The sequence below is a fragment of the Bartonella sp. TT67HLJMS genome (assembly GCF_042193375.1).
Classification (GTDB): Bacteria; Pseudomonadota; Alphaproteobacteria; order Rhizobiales; family Rhizobiaceae; genus Bartonella; species Bartonella grahamii.
The window spans coordinates 39,851-65,245 of record NZ_JBHILP010000010.1 but is presented as its reverse complement, the minus strand read 5'-3'; the positions used below and the strand labels follow the sequence as shown (position 1 = coordinate 65,245).

17 protein-coding genes are annotated in these 25,395 nt (G+C 38.8%); 5 read left to right on the top strand and 12 right to left on the bottom strand.

Annotation, left to right across the window (positions count from 1 at the left end):
- Positions 1-19: 19 nt before the first annotated feature.
- Positions 20-361, top strand: a complete 342-nt coding sequence (gene fdxA / locus ACFIJQ_RS06830; protein WP_273787665.1) for a ferredoxin FdxA — start codon at positions 20-22, stop codon at positions 359-361.
- 304 nt (positions 362-665) lie between these two features.
- Complete coding sequence (locus ACFIJQ_RS06825) at positions 666-1,250, top strand: CarD family transcriptional regulator (RefSeq protein ID WP_273787664.1); 585 nt, start codon at positions 666-668, stop codon at positions 1,248-1,250.
- Positions 1,251-3,557: 2,307 nt separating this feature from the next.
- On the opposite strand, the gene rpmF is transcribed toward ACFIJQ_RS06825, so the two are convergent.
- Positions 3,558-3,737 (bottom strand): 50S ribosomal protein L32, encoded by a 180-nt coding sequence (gene rpmF, locus ACFIJQ_RS06820; RefSeq protein WP_005774555.1) that lies wholly within the window; start codon positions 3,735-3,737, stop codon positions 3,558-3,560.
- Positions 3,738-4,163: 426 nt separating this feature from the next.
- On the opposite strand from rpmF, the gene ACFIJQ_RS06815 reads away from it, so the two are divergent.
- Positions 4,164-5,066, top strand: a complete 903-nt coding sequence (locus ACFIJQ_RS06815) for a polyprenyl synthetase family protein (RefSeq protein ID WP_375629346.1) — start codon at positions 4,164-4,166, stop codon at positions 5,064-5,066.
- A gap of 1,678 nt (positions 5,067-6,744) precedes the next feature.
- On the opposite strand, the gene ACFIJQ_RS06810 is transcribed toward ACFIJQ_RS06815, so the two are convergent.
- The 3 genes from ACFIJQ_RS06810 to ispG all read right to left on the bottom strand — a co-directional run bounded on the left by ACFIJQ_RS06810 (position 6,745) and on the right by ispG (position 10,576).
- On the bottom strand, positions 6,745-7,032 hold the full coding sequence (locus ACFIJQ_RS06810; RefSeq protein WP_375629343.1) for a hypothetical protein: 288 nt from the start codon (positions 7,030-7,032) through the stop codon (positions 6,745-6,747).
- Between the two features lie 810 nt (positions 7,033-7,842).
- Complete coding sequence (locus tag ACFIJQ_RS06805) at positions 7,843-8,994, bottom strand: MFS transporter (protein ID WP_375629340.1); 1,152 nt, start codon at positions 8,992-8,994, stop codon at positions 7,843-7,845.
- Between the two features lie 340 nt (positions 8,995-9,334).
- Positions 9,335-10,576 carry a flavodoxin-dependent (E)-4-hydroxy-3-methylbut-2-enyl-diphosphate synthase gene (gene ispG / locus ACFIJQ_RS06800; RefSeq protein ID WP_375629337.1) on the bottom strand — a complete coding sequence of 414 codons (1,242 nt, stop codon included), beginning with the start codon at positions 10,574-10,576 and terminating at the stop codon, positions 9,335-9,337.
- Positions 10,577-11,433: 857 nt separating this feature from the next.
- Here ispG and ACFIJQ_RS06795 point away from each other — a divergent pair.
- Entirely contained in the window at positions 11,434-11,718 is a 285-nt protein-coding gene (locus ACFIJQ_RS06795; protein ID WP_375629335.1) for a hypothetical protein, read from the top strand.
- Positions 11,719-12,194: 476 nt separating this feature from the next.
- Here ACFIJQ_RS06795 and ACFIJQ_RS06790 read toward each other — a convergent pair whose 3' ends face one another.
- The 8 genes from ACFIJQ_RS06790 to ACFIJQ_RS06755 all read right to left on the bottom strand — a co-directional run bounded on the left by ACFIJQ_RS06790 (position 12,195) and on the right by ACFIJQ_RS06755 (position 24,314).
- The gene (locus tag ACFIJQ_RS06790; RefSeq protein WP_273787657.1) at positions 12,195-13,202 is read right to left on the bottom strand and encodes an HlyD family secretion protein; all 1,008 of its coding nucleotides are present in this window, start codon (positions 13,200-13,202) and stop codon (positions 12,195-12,197) included.
- 29 nt (positions 13,203-13,231) lie between these two features.
- On the bottom strand, positions 13,232-14,860 hold the full coding sequence (locus ACFIJQ_RS06785) for an MFS transporter (RefSeq protein ID WP_273787656.1): 1,629 nt from the start codon (positions 14,858-14,860) through the stop codon (positions 13,232-13,234).
- A 25-nt stretch (positions 14,861-14,885) separates the two neighbouring features.
- The gene (atpC, locus tag ACFIJQ_RS06780) at positions 14,886-15,302 is read right to left on the bottom strand and encodes an ATP synthase F1 subunit epsilon (RefSeq protein ID WP_015856985.1); all 417 of its coding nucleotides are present in this window, start codon (positions 15,300-15,302) and stop codon (positions 14,886-14,888) included.
- A 108-nt stretch (positions 15,303-15,410) separates the two neighbouring features.
- Positions 15,411-17,054, bottom strand: coding sequence for a F0F1 ATP synthase subunit beta (gene atpD / locus ACFIJQ_RS06775; RefSeq protein ID WP_273787655.1), 1,644 nt, complete (start codon positions 17,052-17,054; stop codon positions 15,411-15,413).
- Between the two features lie 19 nt (positions 17,055-17,073).
- On the bottom strand, positions 17,074-17,985 hold the full coding sequence (locus tag ACFIJQ_RS06770; RefSeq protein WP_375629331.1) for a F0F1 ATP synthase subunit gamma: 912 nt from the start codon (positions 17,983-17,985) through the stop codon (positions 17,074-17,076).
- Positions 17,986-18,005: 20 nt separating this feature from the next.
- A complete protein-coding gene (gene atpA, locus ACFIJQ_RS06765) occupies positions 18,006-19,541 on the bottom strand; it encodes a F0F1 ATP synthase subunit alpha (RefSeq protein ID WP_026500438.1) in 1,536 nt (511 codons plus the stop codon).
- A complete protein-coding gene (gene atpH / locus ACFIJQ_RS06760; protein ID WP_273787653.1) occupies positions 19,541-20,125 on the bottom strand; it encodes an ATP synthase F1 subunit delta in 585 nt (194 codons plus the stop codon). The genes atpA and atpH overlap by 1 nt, the downstream gene beginning before the upstream one ends.
- A gap of 1,981 nt (positions 20,126-22,106) precedes the next feature.
- Positions 22,107-24,314: a primosomal protein N' gene (locus tag ACFIJQ_RS06755; RefSeq protein ID WP_273787652.1), complete on the bottom strand. Its 2,208-nt coding sequence runs from the start codon at positions 24,312-24,314 to the stop codon at positions 22,107-22,109.
- A 490-nt stretch (positions 24,315-24,804) separates the two neighbouring features.
- Here ACFIJQ_RS06755 and ACFIJQ_RS06750 point away from each other — a divergent pair, with 490 nt between their 5' ends.
- Positions 24,805-24,990 (top strand): hypothetical protein, encoded by a 186-nt coding sequence (locus ACFIJQ_RS06750; protein WP_375629328.1) that lies wholly within the window; start codon positions 24,805-24,807, stop codon positions 24,988-24,990.
- Positions 24,991-25,395 lie beyond the last annotated feature (405 nt).

Genomic DNA, 25,395 nt, shown 5'->3' with positions numbered 1-25,395 from the left:
TAACAAATGGAGTTTGATCTTGACCCACGTAGTAACCGACAACTGCATTCACTGCAAATATACGGATTGCGTTGAAGTCTGCCCTGTTGATTGTTTTTATGAAGGGGAAAACATGCTTGTTATTCACCCAGACGAATGCATCGATTGTGGTGTTTGTGTGCCAGAATGCCCAGCAGAAGCAATTTTACCTGATACAGAACCAGGACTAGAAAAGTGGTTAGAACTTAATCTTCATTATGCAAACAAATGGCCTAATCTAACCACCCAAAAAGATCCTCTTCCTCAAGCAAAAGAAATGGATGGCGTTCCAAATAAATTAGAAAAGTATTTTTCAGAAAATCCAGGAAGCGGCGAAGAGTAATGATACAGTGTACACCCTCCTCCTCCAACAATTGAAAGACGTCTCTTGTAAAAATAAAAAAATCCTTAAGCGAAATGATTGATTCTTTGGAAGTTTGATGTTAATGTTATTTTAACATGATCATCTTTCTAAGTATTTTTCTTTGCTTTTTATAGTAAAGCGATGTATTTTTTTTGGATTTAAAAGTACTCGGCTTTTATGCTCACTTAATTGGTACAATATACTTGGTTAAAGAAAACTCAACCCTCAGGTTTATAACCTGTTTTCCGATACATTTGTTGATCATAAGGGAGTAAACTAAAATATGGCATCCCAACATGGAACGTCTTCCAAGACCAAAGAATTTGCAACCTCTGAATATATCGTCTACCCTACGCATGGAGTAGGACAAATTATAGCGATTGAAGATCAAGAAGTTGCAGGACATAAATTAAAACTTTTTGTCATTCATTTCGCGAAAGATAAAATGGATGTCAAAGTCCCCATTGCAAAAGCCCTTTCCGTTGGAATGCGTAAATTATCTGCTAGTGATTCTGTCGAACGCGCCTTAAAAGTTTTACGTGGAAAAGCACGCGTTAAACGAACCATGTGGTCACGTCGTGCGCAAGAATATGATGCTAAAATCAACTCAGGAGATCTTATTTGTATCGCCGAAGTGGTCCGTGATCTTTTCCGCTCTAATCTACAGCCTGAACAATCTTACTCTGAGCGCCAACTTTATACAGCTGCTCTTGAAAGAATGGCCCGCGAAATTGCGGTTATTAATAGTCTTTCTGAAACAGAAGCTATCAATCTCATAGAGATGCATCTCTCCAACAAGCCGAAACGCGAATTTAAAACTGAGAGAGAAGAAACAGATGAAAACAGTAAAGCTGTCTACGCTGCATAACACACTCTTTCATCATAATGAGATATTTTGATAAAACCAGCTTTTTGCTGGTTTTATTTTTTTAACATCCTCTCTGCCCTTAAGGACGAAGTTTCTTAACCAGCGCCAACCTATAAACAATCTAACTTTTCGACAAATTCCTCCTCCTCATTTGCTTGCTTCATAGATAACAAATTGATTAATCATCATAATCTAGCATTATTCATATTAAATTAGAATCTTGAATATCGTAAGATTTTTCATTTCAAATCAAATTGCTCTCATGTTGAAGCAATCAAAATCTCTTACTTTTCGGTCCCAAGCGGGGCTGATCTGTGGGTAAAAACTGTACAAAAAGAGCTAGTAGAACTGTCCAAGCACCAAAGGATATACCAACATTGGAAGCTGGCAAAATGTGTAAGGCTGCAGGCTTGCTTTTTCATTAAGCGTAAAAATCATAGTGCCGTTTATACACTGCACCGAGACTTTACCATTTTACCTTTCTACAAAACCATTATAACATTCAAAAACGCCGTCATAAAATGGATGCAACAAATATTGAAAATATTCCTTTTTTAAAAAAACACGTGACGGTATAACATAAGCATATTTTACCTTGGGCGCTCTATTTTGCATGAGAAGCATTCCCCGTTAAAGAACGTGATAAACAAAAGCATGAACTAAACCATCATCTCCATTCTGTAAAAGGCATTTCAAATACTTTTGAAAGCTATAAAGTTAACTTAAAAATAACAATACAAATGAGCGTTGATATTGCCCTTGCAACTTCATATTTTCCAAAATGAGGTTATCTTCTCATTTCAGAGATTACGAGATATACGCAATATTCTTACTCCAATCGGGCATACAAAATCTAAAACGATTCATAGAACTCTTAAAAGTCTTAACCTCTGTTTTAAACAGACCGCTAAAGATTAGATATTGATGAACAGATAACAAAAAAATCGCAAACTTAGCTAAGTAACACCATAAAACCATTCATAAACCAGCTATGAACTGGAGAGTCATACCGGCTTTGATAAAATACTTCGCTCAACCCCATACATAAAACATCTGGTTTTAAGTTTACTTATTTTTACAAGCTGTTCGTAACAAATCCCTTATATTCACAAAAATAAGAAAAAATATATGGACAATTCTTAGTTCAAAAATATAAAAAGAAAGCGTGATATTCATAGAAAAGTCTCATGTACCTTTATCATCAAAAGCACTAAAGATTATTGAATGTGTAAACCTTCTGTCTTGTAACGGTTTTCTCTTTTCTGCTTATAAGAAAACACCCTGGCATCAGCATACACTTAACCCCCAATGTTACAAAAATCCTTACATTTGAAATGTATTTATTACAGACATTTTTTCCTTTCTTATAGAGTTTTCACCCACATGCCAGCCCCACTTGTGACCGAAAAGCAAGTGATTGTCATTGATTCAACATGAAAGAAATTTGAAATGAAAAAATCCTACGATAGACCTTTCATTCAAGACGCAAAACAACAAATGAACCTTATAAATCAATGTGATGTAAATCTCTATTTTTTTAGGGAGAATCACATGTCACAATATAAGCCTATAGACAAACCATTGCCTTAAATATTTTCATAAAAAACACCAGTATGCTTAAAGCCTTACATGGGTCAACCACCTTAAACGACGATATTTTACGATCTAATAGGATTCCCTCTACAGTCAATAAAAATTAAGTGCGATACAAAATGATTCCATTACTGACCTAACTTATATCAATACCCCAGCTCTTAACGAAATCATCATAAAAGACACTGACACAAGCAATCCTTTATAGCCTCTCAAAAAAAACAAAAAAATCATCTCCCATAATAAAATCATTTTTCTATGGCCAAGCCTTACACATGCTCTCAAGAAAAAGCGAAAAACGTATCTCACCCAATGCATTCACTCATGAATCAAAAGAAGTCTACTACTGGAAAAGAGATAAAACGCTAAAGTTTTAACCACTAAAACGGAACGCCCGCGATACATTCCCGTTTTCAAATCAATGTGATGAGGGCGACGCAAGGACACCTCAACATCCATCTTAAAGCGAAAATGCATGCCACAAACGTGCATTCACTCATGAATCAAAAGAAGTCTACTACTGGAAAAGAGATAAAACGCTAAAGTTTTAACCACTAAAACGGAACACCCGCGATACATTCCCGTTTTCAAATCAATGTGATGAGGGCGAGGCAAGGACACCTCAACATCCACCTTAAAGCGAAAATGCACGCCACAAACGTGCATTCACTCATGAATCAAAAGAAGTTTACTACTGGAAAAGAGATAAAACGCTCAGTCTTTAACCACTAAAACGGAACGCCCGCGATACATTCCCGTTTTCAAATCAATGTGATGAGGACGACGTAATTCACCAGAATTTTTATCTTCGATATAAGTCGGCGCCTTCAGAGCATCAGCCGAACGGCGCATGCCCCTCTTCGCTGGAGAGGTTTTTCGTTTAGGTACAGCCATAAAAAGACACTCCAAATCCATTAAAACAGAAAAAGCAATGTCAAAAATGACAATGCTTCATTTAAAAACACCATAAAATTTTAAGATGTTATACACTGATAAACAAGAAGAGGCAATGTCAAAATGCTCCTCCTCTTACCAAAAATGACCTTCTTTTTATCAAAAATGATGTCAAAATGATCAAATGAATATCAAAAACACCGCAAAATTTGAAAATTTTATACGCCAATGAAAGCATTCTCATAAGACCTTCATTCAATTTTTATTTGGCTTAAAAAGGGATTTGCACATACAATAGAGATACGGATAAAAAGAGAAATTGATTTTTAATAAAAAACGACACCAATTTATGAAACCAAGAAAAAGCGACAACCTTTCTCTTCAAAACTTCATAATTTCATTTTTGTAAAAACAAAGGAAGCAAGAATGCACGAATTTACCACCCTTCTTGCAAAACATGGACACACTGTTGAAAAGCGGCTTGATACCCTGTTAAGTGATCAAATCCAAAATGGTGAAATTTCACGCCCTAAAAACTTAATCAAAGCTATGCGCTATGGTGTGCTGAACGGTGGAAAACGCCTGCGTCCTTTTCTTGTGATTCAAAGTGCTGCACTTTTTGATATCCCTGTCGAATATTCTCTTGATGTTGCATGTGCCTTAGAATGTATCCATTGTTATTCGCTCATTCATGATGATCTTCCCGCTATGGATAACGATATACTCCGGCGTGGAAAACCCACCGTCCATATAGCATTTGACGAAGCAACAGCAATTCTAGCAGGCAATGCTCTCTTAACATTTGCCTTTGAAATCATTGCCCATAAAGCCAGTACTTTATCTACAGACATTAGAATCAAACTGATCACGTCTCTTGCACAATCGGCAGGACTTGGCGGTATGTTAGGTGGACAAATGCTGGACCTTGAAGCTGAAAAAAAACCGCAAGGAAGTAATGACATCATCACTCTACAACACATGAAAACAGCAGCCCTGATAAGCTTTGCTTGTCAAGCAGGCGCCATTATTGGCAATGCATCTAAAGAATTAACCGAAAAACTTACTGATTTTGGTACCTATCTTGGTTTAGCCTTTCAATTAACCGATGACCTTCTTGATGTCACCGCCAACACACAAACCCTAGGAAAGACTGCTGGAAAAGATGAAACGGCACAAAAAGCAACTTTTGTTCATCTTTATGGCATTGAAGAAACCCAAAAAAAGCGAGATACACTCATCAGTAAAGCAGAAGCATTCTTACATCCTTTTGGCGCTAAAGCACTCCCCCTCCAACAAGCAGCACACTTTAGCGCAATACGCAAAAATTAAACTCCATCCGCTCCATTGCACATAGTGTAAACCATCACCTTTGTTGAATGCATAATAGACTTTTCAAAGAAACGTTACCATTAATCTCCATTATAGTTCTTATCATGAAATGGGTGCGACAAATCTTGAGAGGGATTTCATTAAAACAAGCCGCGTGAATTTATAACACAAGTGCATTCTGGGCATTTCATTTTGCATGAAAAATACCTTCCATTAAAGAATGAACGAAAGAAAATGTGAAACAATGCGTAATCACCATGCTTTAAAAGATATTACCGTGGATGCTTTAAAGCCGAATAAAAACGATCAAAAAGAAGAAAACTCGTTTTCTCCTTCATGTCTTTAATCTTCTAACGATAAGGCAAAAAATAAACAGGATAAGTATCAAACAAGGCATTTTATAAACCCGTAAAAAACAATAAAAGAAGTACAATGCCCTAAGTAAATGCCCTCAGTAGAGAATCGTAATTTTTATGCCTTTCCACGCTATCTTGTTATAGAAGATCAAATATGGTTACATTCTGTAAATTCACTCGTGTATTGCTTGATCTCTAAAAACACTTTTACAAAAGTACTCGTTGTTTAGTTCAAGCATCATTTTTTTGAAGCCCGTATTTAAAATATCAGAAAAAAATGAACACAATGGCTATTTTGATTTTTATGCCACCCTCAAAGAACAAAGTTTTTTAACCCAATCTGCTCTGTAAACAGTCTAGATTCTTAACCGAGTAAGTTCCTCTAGCTTTCCACGCATGCGATTCACTTAAACTAAAGACTCGATAAACAAGACTTAAGAATATTCACCATGCAATTTTTAAAATATTTAATGTGTCAAACAGGCGACCTTCACCACCCCTCAAATGACAGTGTATTACGGCATAATAGGCTAAATAAAGTCATCAATTTCAATAGAACGAAAGACCAAAGCAGTATTATTACTGATCTCTCTTTTCTTCGCAAAAAAGCTACAAATAATTTATTTATAATGATAATTCAGCGTTATTCATATTGAATTAGAACTCTGAATACCGTAGGATTTTTTCATTTCAATCTGTGTATGTTGAATCAATCAAAATCATTTGCTTGCACCTCACAAACGGAGAAAGCCGCGTGGGGAAAAACATCAAAGAACGGATTAAAAAATACCTCTTATGAATCCTCTCAAAAGCCAAGAGCTGTAGCAACATTAGGGGACAGCAAAGTGAATGATAGTGTCGGCGCGCTCCTTCAAAAGTAGAAACATTTTTACAAAACTATGGAATAATTTCAATTTAATAATAATCACGATCACTGTAGAACTTTAATTCGTCACGCTCTTTATCTCGTTTATTCAATTCATCGCATAAAAAGAGAATTGATAAGATTAAACAGAGAATAACCATTGAAACAGAAAAATAAAAAAGGCCTTATTTTTAATATAATAGCGCAATTTAATTTATGATAAGTACTTTTTTCAAGCTAAGTGTAAATTTCCTCCTTTAAGTGAAATTTTCTTATTAAGATGAAGAGCATCATTGTAAGTGAACCTATGCCTGTTGCCAAAGCTGGAAAATGCGTCCATCTTTTGAAGACATAACAAAAAACATGCAACATGGCTAAGAAAATATCGTGACGATCAATAGAGTATCATAGCCATTTAATATCCTTCGAGAGAATTTTGCCCATTACCCATTAAATGTCATTTGTAAGTTTTTCTTGGTTTCATCATGTCATATATCGTATTGAGCTCTATACAAAAACGCGCTATTTGTTTAGTGTTTTCATTATGACCAGCTTCCATACTAGACACAAAGTCAATAACTTGTGTTATTGGGCTAATGCTATTTCCGCTTGAAGAATTAAGAAATTTTTTCGCATAATCAATCATGGGATCCGTAGAGTTCATAGACATATTATATGCCCAAATAAAATTGTTTTCTCTCCAATTATAGTCATAACGCAAACTGCTTATGACATTAGGGAACATTGCCCATGACATCTCCTCATTATAATTCACCGCGCAATAAATTAACAAAGCGTCCACATAAAACAATAAGTCTGTGATGATGCCATATAATATCAAATTTGGGCGCTATATTCTGATAACCACGGCTATATACGAAGTTTCTTGCTTGCTCTTGTTTTTGAAAATGTTCAAAAGCCTCGTATTTTCCATTTATCTATTCTTCGTAAAGTTTATTGTACTGCTCTAGACTATCCACGCGAGTACATCCCAACAATACCAATACAGAGACCACAACCAAAGAGAAAATACTCAAAAATGAGAATGAAAGATGCCGTTATCTCAACAAGATCATTCATATTTTAAAGGAAACAAGAATAAAACGCGTTAGATATATCAACAATAAAATCGGTCATGAGGAAAGCCTTTTTGAACAGGCTAAAATTACCCAACTGCTTAATGAGCTCTAATGAGATAAAGTATTACCAGCAAGTAACCAATGAAAATGGGAAAACTGCTCCATCACCATTCCTTAATAAGCATATAATCCGGTACAATCATTTTCTTTATCAGCGTCCAATCTTATCAGCAACTCTTGGTGCAATATTCATGAGAAGCATTTTTATTTCTTTTTTAATGATTGTGATGCCACGCCCACTGATAACGTACAAGCAGATGACTTTGATTGCTTCAACATACATAGATTTGAAATAAGAATAACGGATAACATTCTGCTTTCCCATTCAACATGCAAAAACAATGATGCGCCTTAATAAATAAAAGCCTTGATCCACTATAAACCCCATGAAACACACGTGAAATACGTTACTATTTTCACTGAGATTTCTTTAGGGCTCCTTCTAAAAAAAACATTGCCAACAGATAAACCAATAAATAGATACCCAAAATATAAACGAGTGAGAAAAAGCCAAATATATCGACCATATACGCACTCATGTAAAAAAATACCAATAAGCTAAATCTCCCAACAGTTGACAAGAAAGATTCATATGTAGCCCTGAAATGATCACTAATACTATCGTGCAAAACAACTTCTACACGAAGATATGTATACTTAATTAAGTAAAAAATCATACAGACTAAAATAACAGCAATTTCTTTTTTCGGCTCAAAGAAAACCACTGTAAAAATCAGTGAAACCAAAAGAAACAGCAATAAAATAAAATTCACTCTTTCACTTAGTTTTGTAAAGAGAAAACTAGCCAAGAGCTGAGAGAGCAATATCAGTGAAAATGTCACACCAAGATCAAAATAAGTGACATTAATATGATGATCTTTAAATATCCACTGCCAATACTGCGAGAATATATTGAAAAAGATCAGTGAAAAATAAAAGCATAAAGAGATATAAGGAACTCTAATAAAAATAGACAACATCTCTTTAGCATCATAAATGAGAGAATTCGCTTTATTTGGTTTTTTCTCTCCCTTCAGGTCATCAAGAAAAAACAAACCAAATAGTGTTGTCATCAACATTAAAAACGCCGCGATATACCATATATATTGGCTAGAATAATCAGCAAAATAAGCACCGATCAAACTGAATATAAACATGCCGATGTAATTATATTGAGAGCTCGCTCCCAGCACTTTTTTAGTCGATGTCAATTTTGCTTTTGCATATTGAACAAGTAAAGCATTATAGGCGCCAGCAATCAATGTCAGCGATAAGGCATTAAAAGATTCTGCCAAAAGAAATCCATAAAAGCTTGTAGAAAATCCCATGAGACATAGCCATGTAGCAGCAAAAGCCGCTGCCAAAACGATCGATATTTTATAACTTTTTCTATCGGCAAAATATCCCAGAGGAATGTCTGTAACCATCATAATAAAAGCCTGAAACGACTTAATGATCCCGATATCAATAAGAGTTAGCCCTTTTTCAAGCATATAAAATACAATAAAGGCACCTGTTAAAATTCTTATACCGTTAAATAAAAAGCCAAACGCTAATATATTTGTCATCTATTCCCCAATAACGCCACGAAAGGTGTCAATACATCCTTTTATATAAAGATAAAAGCTTAAATTTTATGACAAATATGGCAATAGCCGCTATGCGGATCTCCAATCCTATCAATTTGATATCCTGAAAATTGCTGGAAATAATGTCACATTTAGTTTGCTATTGGATCTGTTTGAAGACAGTATTATCAAGGAAAAATGCTTGAAAACAATGAAGAAGCGCATCAATTTATGAACAATCATCTTGTTCTCAACATGCAACCACAATGAGGACTGAATATTGATTTACAAGCAAAAACACAGCCTTTAATGAAGAAAAAATGCACTCCAAGAATTTATTTCAACCCTGTCCAAAGCGTGTATGAATATAATCACTCAAAAGCGCTTCAAATTCTTCAGCAATGTGATCACCCCGCAAAGTTTTTACCTTTTGTCCCTCAATAAAAACAGGTGCCGCAGGACTTTCCCCCACTCCAGGCAAAGAGATTCCAATATCCGCATGTTTTGACTCCCCCGGTCCATTGACGATACATCCCATCACGGCAACCTTCAAACTTTCAACGCCAGGGTATTTTTCACGCCAAATAGGCATATTTTTGTATAAATCTGCTTCAATTTTTTGCGCCAATTGTTGAAAGACCGTTGAGGTTGTGCGCCCACAACCAGGACAAGCCGCAACCACGGGCAAAAATTGCCGAAAACCCATCACTTGCAAAAGTTCTTGCCCCACCTTTACTTCTCGTGTCCGATCACCACCAGGTTTTGGTGTTAAGGAAATTCGTATCGTATCGCCAATACCTTGCTGTAATAAAATGCCCAAAGCCACCGAAGAAGCAACAACCCCCTTTGTTCCCATCCCAGCTTCCGTTAATCCCAAATGAAGAGCATAATCACAACGCGCCGCCAAGGTGGTATAAACAGCAATAAGATCTTGGACATCACTTACTTTAGCAGAAAGAATAATTTTATCACGTCCCAATCCCATCTCTTCAGCCCAAATAGCCGATTGCAGAGCAGACTGCACAACAGTTTCCCGCATCACTTCAGCAACCGATAAAGGATTTTCTTGCTGTGCATTTTCATTCATAAGCCGTGTTAACAACGCATTATCAAGAGAGCCCCAATTCACGCCAATGCGAATAGGTTTATGATACCGACAAGCAATCTCAATAATTTCTGCAAATTGACGATCTTTTTTTGCGCCAAAACCAACATTTCCAGGATTGATGCGATATTTTGCAAGCGCCTCAGCACACGCAGGATGATCAGATAAAAGCTTGTGTCCAATATAATGAAAATCCCCAACCAATGGTACAAAAAATCCTAACCTCTCCAATCGCTCCCGTATTTTTGGTACAGCTGCCGCCGCTTCATCACGATCAACAGTAATCCGAACCAATTGTGAACCAGCTTGCCAAAGAGCAGCCACTTGAGCAACAGTTGCATCAACATCAGCCGTATCCGTATTGGTCATTGACTGTACAACTATCGGGCTCTGCCCCCCAACGATCACATCACCAACAGCAACACCAATAGACCGACGACGCTCAAGTGGTTTAGATAAAAAATAGGTCGTACTCATCAAGTCCTCAAATTTTTAAAACCTGCGCTATCAATCATCATTTACATTGACTTCCTCCGCGCTTCAAAGGACGAAAATTACACCGCCCCCCAATCTTAACAGATTACTCTCAAAAGGTTCCACCTACTAACCACTGATGCAATTCAACTCATAGGTGCGATTCATCCTATAGACGCACCGGATAAGTTCTACTACTTCTGTTCAAGTTTATACTTCTACACTTGGTTGATTCAAAAAGAAACCGAAACCAAACAGAGACAATACTGTATTTTTAAGTTGCATGCCTATACCGTACATCCACGTCATCGCAAAACAGTGTTTTACAACACAACAGATAACGCCTATCAAAACGCAATTTTTAAAAATGCATGAAAAACACCGCCTAATTAATCCAACACATTGATTTATAATAATCTATTTTTTACAAATTTGAATAGAAAACCCAAATATCGTAAGATTTTCTCATTTTAAATCTTCTTAATTGAATCAACCAATACCACTCCCTAAAGCCACAAGAGAACATGTAGATAAAAACTTCTTATAAACTATTTCACGTGCCAAAAGCTATCCCAACACTTTAAACAAACAAAAAAATGAAGACACCAACTTACATCTTTATGAAATAAAGATGATAGAATGAATCTTACACCCTTTTGTAAAAATTTTTACCTTACATCCTTACATGAAATGAACTCAAGCACATTCAGAAATTCCTCATTAAACCCAAACTCTTAATTCTCTTCTCACCCACGCGCGGCATTATCAATGCAACCTTTCAATTTTCAAGCCGTTATAGCAAAACCCCAAACACAATTCCAACTGTCACGCAATAATTTAACACACGAAGGAGTCAATAAATGTGTCTATTTTCACCCAACGCCAAAAATGCTAAAATTAAAAAACGTATAGCACAATTAAAAAGAGAACTGGTCCCCGTAAATCATTGGAGTTCTCAAAATGATAACTTTGAAAACATTTCTGAGCTGTTTGACACATGGAAACAAAAAGTCCGTCACACGCTTTATCACCTCAACGAACATGCTACAGAATTAAAGAAAAAAGCGAAAGAAAATCCTAAAAAAACCCTCGCACTAGCAGCAGGAGTCGTTTTAGTAAGCTTCTTGCTGATCCGTAAAAATTAACAACACAACCAACAACCTTCCCTTTTAATGCCCGACTCAAAGCGGGCATTTTTTATAGTTTACAAAATATAAACTTTACGTCTTTCCCCTAACTTTACGCTTTCCTCCAAAAGATAAGTTTTTCATCCATCCCACCAGTCTATTATCCAATTTTTTATCCTGGCAGTCTCCCACCCCTGTCCTCAAAACACGCGGTGGCACCACATCCCAAAGGACAGTGTTGTGAGAAACTATAAGAAAAATTTTCAACAGTGCATCTATCCCCCCTACTGAATTATTTCAAAAGAAATGGAAGTGAGTAAAGATGCATGCGCTTTAATATTCTAAGGAACATTATTTTACATCATGATATCGAAGTATAAGGAGCCTAAGAACTTTACAAAATGTATCATAACAAACCAAACGAAATCTTCCAATGTGAAGAGCCATTTACTATAAGTAAATGGCACGAGAATTAAACTGAAAAAACCCAAAATTTATCCTCCAGAATCGACCCGCTGCGAAGTATCCACATACGTAACCACAGACATCCCAGGAATGAGCTTTTCAATTCCCTCCTGCCCAGGATCTAAAGAAATACGTACTGAAATACGTTGCGCAATTTTGATAAAATTACCAATTGTCGTATCTGTTTTTAACAATGAAAACTCTGAACCTGTCGCTGGAGCAAAACGAACCACACGCCCCGTTAACTTTTTGTTGTTCAATGCATCAACAGAAAAAACAACCGGTTGTCCTACACGCATCTGAGAAAGTTGCGTTTCCTTATAATTAGCAATAATCCAAATGTCATCAGAAATAACAGAGACCAATTGCGTACCCGGCATAACATATTGCCCTACCCTAGCACCAACCAATCCAATATAGCCTGTTCTAGGAGATAAAATCTTTGTATGATCGAGATTAAGTTTTGCCAACTCAACACTCACCTTTGCTCCCGCAACTTCTGACTGTAAACTTTGTTTTTCAAGATTTAATTGTTTTTGCAATTGTCGTTTTGTTTCTAGGGCTGCCAAGAGTTGTGAAAGAGGGCGAGAAACAGAAACTGCCGCATCACCAAAGCCTAACTTTTTACTATCAGAAACAACATTAGAGAATGCTCGTGAACGCGCTAATTCCGCTTCTGCAGCATTAACTTCTCCCTGTAAAATCTGAGCTTGCAACTCAATACTTGCCAGTTTTGCATTTTTTGAATCGAGAACAGCCTGTGCCCGTGCAAGCTGCTGACGAAAAAGAGAATCATCAAGCTCAAAGAGCAGCATTCCTTTTTCAACACGTTGATAATCTTGCACATAAATCCGTGCAATCACCCCAGAGATCTGTGAACTAACCAAAGTAACATTGCCCTTAATGGAAGCATTATCCGTTATTTGAATGTTATTTACAAAAGGAGGAAGTCTCCAAGCCCACAAAATTAGCAAAACACCCGTAATACCTGACAGGAATGCAACAATCGTAGCTTTTGACCGTAATGCTTTTATCATTTTTTGCACCCCTCTTCTATACCATCACTCTACTTTTCTAACGTCCGCAAAGAGCATGACTTAACAACTATTGTGACAAGAAAGATAATGAATACAACCATTGAAATATAAAAATAAAGCCGAAAAACGTCATCATAAGCAAAAATATTTGCTGTTAACTTAAATTTTTCTATCAACAGAGAAGTTCCCTGTTCACTCCCTAAGCCATGAGGGACAGAAGTAGCATAAGAAGGCGAAAACAAAGTATTCATCTCACCAGAAATAAGCGGATCAGTCACAACAATATTTTGTGTTAAGGACTCAAAGTTTTTATGGGCAAAATAAAACTGTAGGCTGCCAAAAAAAGCCGATCCCATCAATCCCCCTGTCACTTGCGTTAGCAAAAAAACCGCAATAAAACTCAAAACATAACGCGGTCCTCGCTCACCAGCGATCACAAACCCTTTGAAAAGAGCGGGAGGCAAAAAAAGTGCATAACTAAAACTCACCAACCCTTGGCTCAACATCATATCTTTCGGACGTGTTAAATAGTTTACACGACTGTCTAAATAAGCTCCCAGCGCCAAACAACCTAAAGATAACAAATAAAAATAATCTTCACGCCCCGCCCGTAAAAAAAAGACACAAACAGCCCCCCCTAACAGAATACCCAATGTCACCGCAAGATACATGGGCGCCATTTCACGATTAAGCAAACCAAAAAGATTAAAAAAACCCACGGGCAAATTTGACCGCTCCAACAAAAAAACATGAAAGATCAATAAAATAAAAACCGATTGAACCATTTCTTTACTGAAAATCCAACGTAAATCAATCAACGGTTTTTCTCTATTAAGCTCAATAATAATAGCAATAGCCAACGAGAAAATAGCAAGTGCAAGCCCCCAACCAATCCATGGTGCTTCATACCACCAATACAATATGCCAACAGACATAATCACGGCATTTAATCCAAGACCAAGAGCAATCAAACCATAACTTATCCAATCTAACTTTTGAATAACCTTACTGCGGACAACAGGCGTTAGGGGCAAAGTATAGATACAGACCAAGCTGATGAGAACCAACCCCATTTCCAAAGCGGAAAGACTGGAAAAGCCACCATTTTCCAGCAAATCAGGAGAAATCAAACGTGATAAAGGCGCCGCTAAAGCCGCATTCATATAATTCAAACTAAGACCAACAGTAAACTTCTTTGCTGGAGCAAAAGCCTCCATCATATAAAGCAGCGCAAGCGAAGCCAAAGGAGCAGCAGCAATCCCAGCAAAAAAGCGAATAATCAATGCAGAACGCAAATCCGTAACAAAGAGTTGCAACACGCAAACCAAAACGAAGCCAAGGATTGATAATTCAGCAAAAGCACGCAACCCAAATTGATAGCGGATTTTGATCAACATAATCGCTACACTCACATTTGGCGCCATATAAGCTGCTACCAACCATGTTGTCTCGGTCAAAGTTGCGTGAAAATCACCCGTAAGATGGACAATGTTAGACTGAACAATATTAGCCCCTAAACCATAAGCCCATTGCAAAATAAGAGAAGCAAAAATATAAACAAAACATTTTGGCAAAGGTCCTGCAAAAATACGACCAGGACGAGGAAAAGGTTTTCCACCCCTTTTAGCAAACACAACCGTACTCTTTTTTCCGCTCATGTCACCTTGTTTCCTGTATACGCTGCTACGCTTCTATCAACACAGCACCATCAGCTGACAATTGCTGGAAAAAAGCCTCTATTTTATGATTATCCTCATCTCTTGTCCCCCCTTCTAATGTCGCTTGAACCTGCAAAATCCGCTGTTCCAATACATCAAAAGAAAGATGCTCTACAGCCACAACGTGCTCTACCAATAAAGAGCAGCCTGAAAAGGTAATATTTGCAACGCCCCCGCATACAGCAAATAATTTTTCACCCAAAGAGGTGCGAACACGCACACTCCCCAACACAATGCTTGCCACTAATGGCGCATGATGCGCCATAACTGTCAAAGAACCTGAGGCTGAAGGAAGAACAACAGACACTACCTGCTCTGAAAACACAATTTTTTCAGGCGATACAAGCTCAAATAAAAAATGCTCTTCTCTATTGTTTTCCACAAAAGTCTCCACAATACCCGATATAAGGACTCTCTGTTTTCTTCAACGACTTGTCCTTTTTAACGAAAAATATTCATGACAGTTTTCTCTTGAACAAGAAGCTTCTTATTAAGACGCCTCTGCCATGAGACGCTTTCCTTTTTCAAGTGCTTCATCAATCGAACCAACCATATAAAAAGCAGCTTCTGGCAAATCATCATAATCGCCAGCACAAAGACCTTTAAAGCCTTTAATTGTCTCTTCTAAAGGAACGAGTTTCCCTGGCGAACCAGTAAAGGCTTCCGCAACATGGAAAGGTTGCGAAAGGAAACGTTCAATTTTACGCGCCCGTCCCACCAGCAATTTGTCATCTTCAGAAAGTTCATCCATTCCAAGAATAGCAATAATATCCTGAAGCGCTCTATAACGTTGTAAAATGGTTTGCACTTGACAAGCAACAGTGTAATGCTCTTCCCCTACAATCAATGGATCCAACATACGCGAGAAAGAGTCAAGTGGATCAACCGCCGGATAAATTCCCTTTTCCGCAATAGAGCGCGAAAGAACTGTTGTTGCATCCAAATGAGCAAAAGACGTTGCCGGCGCTGGATCCGTCAAGTCATCGGCAGGAACATAAATTGCCTGAACGGAAGTAATAGAGCCTGTTTTTGTACTGGTAATACGCTCTTGCAAAGCCCCCATATCCGTTGCCAAGGTAGGCTGATACCCCACAGCAGAAGGGATACGCCCTAAAAGCGCTGACACTTCAGCACCAGCTTGCGTGAAACGGAAAATATTATCCACAAAGAAGAGAACATCTTGTCCTTCATCACGGAAACTTTCTGCAATTGTCAATCCTGAGAGAGCCACACGCGCACGCGCTCCTGGTGGTTCATTCATTTGCCCGTAAACAAGGGCACACTTTGATCCTTCCGTTGAACCATTATTCTCTTTTGGATTCACATTCACGCGGCTTTCGATCATTTCATAATAAAGATCATTTCCTTCCCGTGTACGTTCTCCCACACCAGCAAATACAGAATAGCCACCATGTGCCTTTGCAATATTGTTTATAAGCTCCATAATAAGAACGGTTTTTCCAACACCAGCACCACCAAACAAGCCAATTTTACCTCCTTTAGAATAAGGAGCTAACAAATCCACGACTTTAATACCAGTGACGAGAATTTCTGAAATGGTTGATTGCTCAACATATGGAGGTGCCTCTTGGTGAATAGAACGCGTTTTGGTCGCAGGAATTGGTCCCACATTATCCACCGGCTCTCCAATCACATTCATAATACGTCCCAATGTTGCTTCTCCTACAGGAACGCTAATTTGCGTGCCTGTATCCACAACCTTTTGGCCCCGCATCAAACCATCAGTGGTATCCATAGCAATCGTACGCACGGTATTTTCACCCAAATGCTGCGCAACTTCTAATACCAAGCGATTGCCTAAATTCTCTGTTTCCAAAGCGTTAAGAATATTTGGCAATTCACCTTCAAATTGCACATCAACGACAGCACCAATAACCTGCTTGATCTCACCAACAGCGCCTTGTGCACGCTCTTCTTTTTTTGCGGATGTATCTTTTTTTACAGGTGTATCTTTAGCTGCACTACGCGCAGGCGCAGAGGAAGCCTTTACATCCACTGAAGCCGTTACATCCACTTGAGACTTCGAAGCGGCTTTTTTCACGCCGGAACGAGCAGCTGGTTTCTTTTTTTCACCTTTTTCTGTTCCTTTGCTTGAGGTTACTGCTTTTACCATCAATCCTTACCTTTTCCATTTAAAGCGCTTCAGCGCCCGCAATAATTTCGATCAATTCTGTCGTAATCTGTGCCTGACGTTGACGATTATAAGCTACCGTCAATTTATTAATCATTTCACCTGCATTGCGCGATGCATTGTCCATAGCTGTCATCTTGGCACCCATCTCACCAGCAATATTTTCTAGCAAAGCCCGAAAGATTTGCACCGAAAGATTGCGTGGCACAAGCGCCTCTAAAAGAGAAGCCGCATCAGGTTCATACTCATAGACAATTGATTGTGAACCTTTGCTATGATCTGTTTGCTCCTCAACATCTATTGCCTCAACAGCTGCTTTTGGAGCAATCATCGGAATCAAGCCAAAAGCTGTTGGACGCTGATTAATCACAGAAATAAATTCAGAATAAAACAGCGTACAAACATCGAAAGCGCCTTCATTGAATAAATCAACAATCCGTTGACTAATCATCACCGCCTCTGCAAAACCAATGCGCTTTACAGCATGCAAATCGATATGATCAATTATCAAGCCTTTGTAATCACGCGATAAAATATCCGCACCTTTTTTACCCACAGTGATAATTTTCACTATTTTACCAGATGCCAACAATGCCTTAATCTGTTCACGTGCACGACGAGCGATTTGCACATTAAAAGCACCACACAAACCGCGCTCAGCAGTACACACCACCAAGAGATGCACATCATCTCGCCCCGTACCACGCATAAGAGCAGGCGCATCAACACCATCTACATCAGCAGCAACACTGGTCAAAATATCAGCCATCTTCTTCGCATAAGGACGTGCAGACTGCGCTGCCTCTTGAGCACGATGCAACCTCGCCGCTGCAACCATCTGCATAGCTTTGGTGATCTTTTGTGTTGCTTTAACCGAAGCGATACGGTCTCTAAGATCTTTTAGTGAGGCCATTCAAGCATTCCATCAATTCATCACGAGAAATTTTTTGCATAAGTATTAAGAACAGTTATCAACTTGTCTTTCAGCTCGTCTGTTATTTGCTTTTGCTCAGCAATTGCCTTTAAGAGATCTTGATAATCACTACGCAAAAGCACCAAAAGTCCCTGCTCAAACCGCGCAACATCAGAAACCGCCAAAGCATCAAGATAGCCATTCACACCCGCGAAAATAACCACCACTTGTTCTTCTGTTTTGAGTGGAGAAAATTGTGGCTGCTTCAACAACTCTGTCAAGCGCGCACCCCGATTTAACAGACGCTGGGTTGACGCATCCAAATCAGAGCCAAACTGCGCAAAAGCTGCCATTTCACGATATTGCGCCAATTCACCTTTAATCGAGCCAGCAACTTGCTTCATCGCCTTAATTTGTGCGGCAGAGCCAACACGCGACACAGAAAGACCAACATTTACAGCAGGACGAATTCCTTGATAAAATAAATTAGTCTCTAGAAAAATTTGCCCATCAGTAATCGAAATCACATTTGTAGGAATATAGGCAGAAACATCATTTGCTTGCGTTTCAATAACCGGCAAAGCTGTCAATGACCCAGATCCATTTTCCGCATTCAACTTCGCAGCCCGCTCTAAAAGACGCGAATGAAGATAGAAAACATCTCCCGGATAAGCCTCACGACCTGGAGGACGACGCAATAAAAGAGACATTTGACGATACGCCACCGCCTGTTTTGACAAGTCATCATAACCGATCAAAGCATGTTGCCCATTATCACGGAAATACTCACCCATAGCACATCCAGCAAGAGGTGCAATAAATTGCAGTGGTGCTGGATCAGAAGCGGTCGCTGCAACAATAATAGAATATTCCAACGCTCCACGTTCTTCTAAAACTTTAACGAATTGTGCCACCGTTGAACGTTTTTGACCGATAGCCACATAAATACAATAAACTTTGTCTTGCTCTCGTCCAGCCCCTTTTTCATGAAAAGGTTTTTGATTTAAAAATGTATCGAGCAAAATTGCTGTTTTTCCTGTTTGGCGATCACCAATCACCAATTCACGCTGCCCCCGTCCAATAGGAATAAGTGCGTCAATCGCTTTCAATCCGGTCGACATCGGTTCATGCACTGACTGACGCGGAATAATCCCTGGCGCCTTAACATCAACACGACGACGCTCCGTTGCTTTAATGGGACCCTTCCCATCTATAGGGTTTCCCAACGCATCAACCACACGCCCCAGCAAAGCGGGCCCCACAGGAACATCGACGATAGCGCCTAACCGCTTAACGCAATCACCTTCACGAATATCGCGATCTGAGCCAAAAATGACCACACCAACATTATCAACTTCCAAATTGAGAGCCATACCGCGCACACCGTTTGGAAAAGCAACCATTTCCCCTGCTTGGACATTATCCAAACCATAAACACGAGCAATACCATCCCCTACAGAGAGAACCCAACCAATTTCTGAAACCTCAGCCTTTTGGTCAAAGTTTTTGATTTGCTCTTTTAGAATTTTTGAAATTTCAGATGGTCTAATATCCATCAGCTGACCTCTTTTTTCAATGCAAGCTTAAGCGAAGACAATTTTGTGAGAAGAGACGTATCAATTTGAGACGACCCCACACGAACGATTAATCCACCAAGAATTGTTGGATTCACAATGCTGTGTAGCAAAACTTTTCCTCCAACGACACCTTCCAAAGCCTCACACAACTCTTGTCTTTGTTGAGAACTTAAGGGGCGCGCAGAAACAATTTGCGCAGTAACCTGCCTACGAGCGCGCGCAACACAACGCTGGAAAGCATGTAAAATACCAAATACGGCACTAAGCCTACGGTTTGTTGCAATAACGCGTAAAAAATTACCAATAACCTGACCTGCGTTTTTATCAGCAAATTTGATGTTTGCACAAACAGATTGCATCACCTTAATTTGCTCTTTAACTGAAAAGAATGGACTAAGCACAAAGCGTTTTAAATCTTTATTTTGCTCCAAAACAAGCAAAAGATCTTCCACTGCCTTTTCAACCTTTTCAACGTTTCCAGCTTCTTGAACGCAATCAAAAAGCGCTTGCGCATAGCGTTGATCTACCAACGGCAGCGGTATGAGAGAAAATGAATCCGACACGAAATACCGCCTCTTTCCCTTGAGCGACTCTCTGATAGTTATCAGATGAAATGAAACAGACATTCTCAATCTTAAGAATCTTCTTCTTAAAACCTAGAACAAAAACTTCTTGGTTTCTAGCATAGACATAGCCGACTCGCAACACCACAAATCGCTGCTTTTTAAAAATTTTAATAAAATATTCAAAATATTTTTGAAAAGAATTTTTTTTAGATATACAGGATGGCATCACAGTTTTTTTATGCCTCTTTTTGACATTCTCTGAGCGATTTTTTCACTCTCTTTGATTTTGCTTCAAATGCTCTTGCCACCATAACAAAACACTTCTTCTCTAAAAAACACTTCCTTTATCACCTCAAGACCTTTAACGAAATGCGAATGCGACTGAAAAAGTCTATTATTGCAAACTGCTAAGAAAGAAAAAATAATGAATATCCTCCTAAAAATTAAAGAAAAAATTGATCTTATTTCTTCAAATACCCACTCCTTTTAAAAAATTTCACCAAGTATATTTTCTTGTAAACACACTCTTTAAGCATACAATGCATTGATTTATAATGATAATGTATCATTTTTCATACCAGATGAGCCCCAAACATCGAAAGATTCTCTTATTTCAAATCTTTCTATCAAAATCACTCCCTTGCTCCATCACAAACAAAAAAGGAAATGATTAAAGAAAAAACACCTCGTATAAACGCTCTCAAGTACCAAGAGCTTTCGTAATCCTAAAAGCTAAATAATAAATGGCGCCATTTTATACCTTTATGAAATAAAGGTGGGGAGCCTTAACGCGGTTTTTTCATTCATGAAAGCTTTTACATTCTACATTCGAGAAACATCGTAAAATGAATTCGAGCATGCTGAGAAACATTTGTTTAAAAAGCATATGAATACAGTAATACAATAGATGTTCTGTAATATTCCGTTTTGGGCGTTCTGCTTTACATGAAAAATGTGCCCCCATTAGAGAACGAAAGTAACAAAAGCATGAAGCAATGGATAATCTCCATTTCACGACAGCGCCCATAAATGCTATAATGGTAGCTCCATTGAGCAGCCTCATCTTTACACTTATGAAAGAACAAGCCGGCACCATCACATACTTTGCCATCTCCCAATTTTACGACAGCCCTTAACACTTGAGATGATGAGGTATTTTAGTCCTTTCTTATATAGTTTCACTCGACACAGTCTCCCCCATCTGTAACATGCAAACGAATGGTTTTGATTGATCAATATAAACAGATTTGAAATAAGAGAATCCTACAATAGTTGAGATTCTAAAGTGAATAACGGCATATTATCACTATAAATCAATATGTTATTATTTATAAAATTATAATTATGGGCGCTTTTGAAAATTCTAGAGCCATAAATAAGGACGACAACGATAAATGCTCATTTTAACCTTTACGCTCCCAAATGAGTCTGTGTGCTCGTCAAAGATAAATAAAATAGATATATGCAATACTCTCGCCCTAATCTAGCATACAAAAGCAGGTACGACTCGTACAGCACTAATACATCTTATGAACGCTGCTTCATAAGGTTTTAAGGTAAAACAACATCAAAAACACGACCTTCATTAAGCCCACATAGCTTCACTTTATATGGCACTATATTGCACTGATTTTAGAAAAAGCATAAATCAATATCAATTTGAACCCGAATAGAATTGGATATTTTGGGGTGTACAGCTAAGCATTTTCAGCCCCTATAATCAGCCATTATAAAAAGAATCCGCCTATCAAAAGGGTACTGTCCCTAAAACAAAAAAGGAGTAAAAGCCGAAATGATAGCGCCCTCGAATAAGAGAGGCACTTCTGCTGGTCCCATAACAAAGATATTTTTTCCCGTGTCTCTACTTAATGCAATGCACATGCATCATATTCTGCTGCTTGGACGCTTATTCTGAATAGATAATATTAAAGTAAAGCACCCTAAGCTAAAGAGACCTTCACTTTATGCGAGACTGGTTTTAGAAAAAACTTTGCGGATCAATATCAATTTGAACCCGAACGGAACTGGGCATTTTGGGTGTACCGCTAAGCATTGCGCGTATAAACCCTTGTATATCAAAAGAGCGCTGTCCTTGCAGCAAAAGCCGAAAACGATAACGCCCCCGAACTAGAGCCAAAGGCGCTTCTGCTGGTCCCATAACCGAGATATTTTTCTCCCGTGGCGCTGCTTGACGCAATGCGCGCGCATAATGTTCTGCTGCTTGGCGCTGTTGTGCAGATACAATCAAAGAGGCAAGTCGCCCATAGGGAGGCAAATGATAATGCTGACGCGCTGCAATCTCACGTGTGTAAAAATCTTCTGGCTGGCATGAAAGTAAGGCTTTGATAACCGGATGATCTGGTTGATAAGTTTGCAATAATCCTAAACTTTCCAATCCCTCACGCCCTGCTCTTCCGGTAACTTGGGAAAGCAGCTGGTAGGTACGTTCACTTGCGCGTAAATCGCCATTGGCAAGACCAAGATCAGCATCAATAACGCCAACCAGAGAGAGCTTGGGAAAATGATGTCCTTTAGCGACCAACTGTGTTCCAATAATAATGTCCACATCGCCATTTGCAATAGCTTGTAATTCGCTTCGCAATTGCCCAATCCCTCCTTTGAGATCTGTTGAAAGAATCAATGATCGCGCTTGAGGAAAAAGCATTTGTGTTTCTTCTGCAATTCTTTCCACACCCGGTCCACAAGCCACGAGATGATCTAATGTCCCACATTCAGGACAGGCTTGAGGAAGTGGTTCATGATATCCACAATGATGACATTTCAATTGCCCTTGCGCACGATGTTCGACCAACCAACTTGAACAATCAGTACAATGAAAACGATGTCCGCAAATTCGGCATAAAGTTAAAGGTGCATAACCACGACGATTAAGAAAAAGAAGAGCTTGTTCGCCCTTATCAAGCGTTTGCTTTAAAGCCCTTTCAAGAGCAAAGGAAATAAAGCGCCCCTTTTGCACCCCTCCTTGGCGCATATCAACCACCCGCAACTGTGGAAGTGCTACTTCTTTAAAACGGGAAGGTAAATGCACCTTTTGATAACGCCCTTTTAAAACATTGGCTTGGCTTTCAATCGACGGTGTAGCTGAAGATAAAATAACAGGAAAATGCTCAAAAGAGCCCCGTGCAACAGCCATATCACGCGCATGGTAAAAAATGCGCTCTTCTTGTTTATAAGCGCTATCATGTTCTTCATCAACAACAATCAAGCCAAGCTCATGAAAGGGAAGAAAAAGCGCTGAACGAGCCCCCGCAACGACACGCACCCGCCCTTCTGCAACTTGCCGCCAAACACGTTCTCTACGACGTGGCGTCAAATCAGAATGCCATTCTGCTGCCGCAGCTCCAAAGCGTGCATAAAAACGATCTAAAAACTGCTGTGTTAAAGCAATTTCCGGCAATAAAATTAAAACCTGCTTGCCCCCTTTGAAGGCTTGAGCGACCGCTTCAAAATAAACCTCCGTCTTTCCTGATCCCGTAACACCATCAAGCAAAAAAACTTGAAACTGAGAAGATAAAACACCTTCCCGCAACATTGTTGCTGCTTCATTTTGCGCTCCCTGCAACTGAGGAGGACAAAAGTCAGGATCAGGCATTGCCACAAGATCAGGAGCAGGAACTATAATATCTTCAAAAACCCCTAGCGCTTTTAAACCTTCAACAACAGAAACCGAAGTTCCAGCCGCATGCGCAAGACCAGAACGTGTCCATATCTTCTCATTACGCACCAATTCCAAAACCCGTGATCGCGCTGGTGTGAGACGTTCTACATTTCCACCACAATATCGCAAACCCAGCATCTGCGCTTCCGGCTCTAAAGCAGCCGGTACAGACAAAACCAATCGCGCCACAAGACCAAAAGGCGCCATTGTATAGCGACTAACAAAACGCAAAAATGTGATCATTTCTGCCTTTAATGGGGGACAATCAAAAACATGAAGCAGAGAGCGTAATTTTTCACGCGCCACCGAACCAGACCTTTGCCCATCGGCTGCCTTCTCTCCAACATCCACAACAAAACCGCAAAGCTCACGCCCCATCACCGGAACCCGAACAAAGGAACCAACATTCACCTCCATAGAAGAGGGAACTTTATAACTATAAGCGTGAGCAACAGGAAGAGGAACCAATACAGATACAATCTCTTCCTCTATCACGTTTGAATGCATCTTTTAAACCAATCTACGACCTCTTGAGCACCAACAGGTCTACACCTTATCTTTAAACACTCTTATAAAATTCATTGCAGGATTCAATCTCTCCCCCCTATCACAACACTTTTCTCACAAAAATTCTTTTTAATATTCATTTCATCACCAAAGTGCCAATAAAAGAACAAATCTCATCGTCTATAATAAAAAACTCTATAGCAAAAAAACCAGCGCCATTCTTCTGTGCAAATAAAGCTCATCACTATAAGCATTCAACATGATATTGTAAGTGCGCTCTTCAACAAAGCGATCCCATAGTGTAACTTTTTCCCAACACACACGTTTATTTTTTTACCGCCTCATATCTCAATTTATCTTCAACAAACTGATTTATAAAGATATAATCATCATTTTACCTATTGTAATAAAACCCTCAATACGATGAATTTTTCTCATTTCAACCCCATCGAGGAACATTTGTAAATCCTTATTAATGAGAGAGTCTCCCATGGTTTTAATTACAGGGAGAATAATATCGCAAATGGAACCGTTACAATATTCACCTTGGCTTTGTGCCAAAACGTGGAAACACGTGCGTACATCTTTCAGCTTGATTGAGAATCAAGCAACAATACAAATAGCACAAAAGCGTATTGTTGAAGAATGGGTAACACAGAATAAATCAATGTATTGACCATAAAAAAACACTTCATGTGTAAAATTTACATGCCTTCTTCAATGGTGTTTTACGATAAAATAAATCCATTCACTTCTATCAAAAATGAGGTTAAACGTACCCCCCTGAAAAAAGGAGGTATCTTATGATGCACTCTCAAATATCAAGAGCAATCGCAAATAGGAAATGAGCAAAGTGTGTGATAATGCTAGCTTATTTTCATAAATATAAAAATATCGCTACGCAAAGATTCCAATACGCAAAAATGTTGGTACACAATAAACCCTATGCCTTATTACAAGCAACGATATAAAATGGGTACGGAAACAATAAGTAATATTTCTTTACCGAAAACGGGTACATGGTTAACATCATAGCATTCTTGTTCTTTACACAAAGAGTAATTCTTTCTCTTGCTTTTGC

Bases quoted from the DNA above. Each gene is read 5' to 3' on its own strand.
- ACFIJQ_RS06825 (WP_273787664.1), top strand. From the start codon at position 666: ATGGCATCCCAACATGGAACGTCTTCCAAGACCAAAGAATTTGCAACC.
- rpmF (WP_005774555.1), bottom strand. From the start codon at position 3,737: ATGGCTGTACCTAAACGAAAAACCTCTCCAGCGAAGAGGGGCATGCGC.
- ACFIJQ_RS06815 (WP_375629346.1), top strand. From the start codon at position 4,164: ATGCACGAATTTACCACCCTTCTTGCAAAACATGGACACACTGTTGAA.
- ACFIJQ_RS06810 (WP_375629343.1), bottom strand. From the start codon at position 7,032: ATGTTCCCTAATGTCATAAGCAGTTTGCGTTATGACTATAATTGGAGA.
- ACFIJQ_RS06805 (WP_375629340.1), bottom strand. From the start codon at position 8,994: ATGACAAATATATTAGCGTTTGGCTTTTTATTTAACGGTATAAGAATT.
- ispG (WP_375629337.1), bottom strand. From the start codon at position 10,576: ATGAGTACGACCTATTTTTTATCTAAACCACTTGAGCGTCGTCGGTCT.
- ACFIJQ_RS06795 (WP_375629335.1), top strand. From the start codon at position 11,434: ATGTGTCTATTTTCACCCAACGCCAAAAATGCTAAAATTAAAAAACGT.
- ACFIJQ_RS06790 (WP_273787657.1), bottom strand. From the start codon at position 13,202: ATGATAAAAGCATTACGGTCAAAAGCTACGATTGTTGCATTCCTGTCA.
- ACFIJQ_RS06785 (WP_273787656.1), bottom strand. From the start codon at position 14,860: ATGAGCGGAAAAAAGAGTACGGTTGTGTTTGCTAAAAGGGGTGGAAAA.
- atpD (WP_273787655.1), bottom strand. From the start codon at position 17,054: ATGGTAAAAGCAGTAACCTCAAGCAAAGGAACAGAAAAAGGTGAAAAA.
- ACFIJQ_RS06770 (WP_375629331.1), bottom strand. From the start codon at position 17,985: ATGGCCTCACTAAAAGATCTTAGAGACCGTATCGCTTCGGTTAAAGCA.
- atpA (WP_026500438.1), bottom strand. From the start codon at position 19,541: ATGGATATTAGACCATCTGAAATTTCAAAAATTCTAAAAGAGCAAATC.
- ACFIJQ_RS06755 (WP_273787652.1), bottom strand. From the start codon at position 24,314: ATGCATTCAAACGTGATAGAGGAAGAGATTGTATCTGTATTGGTTCCT.
- ACFIJQ_RS06750 (WP_375629328.1), top strand. From the start codon at position 24,805: ATGGTTTTAATTACAGGGAGAATAATATCGCAAATGGAACCGTTACAA.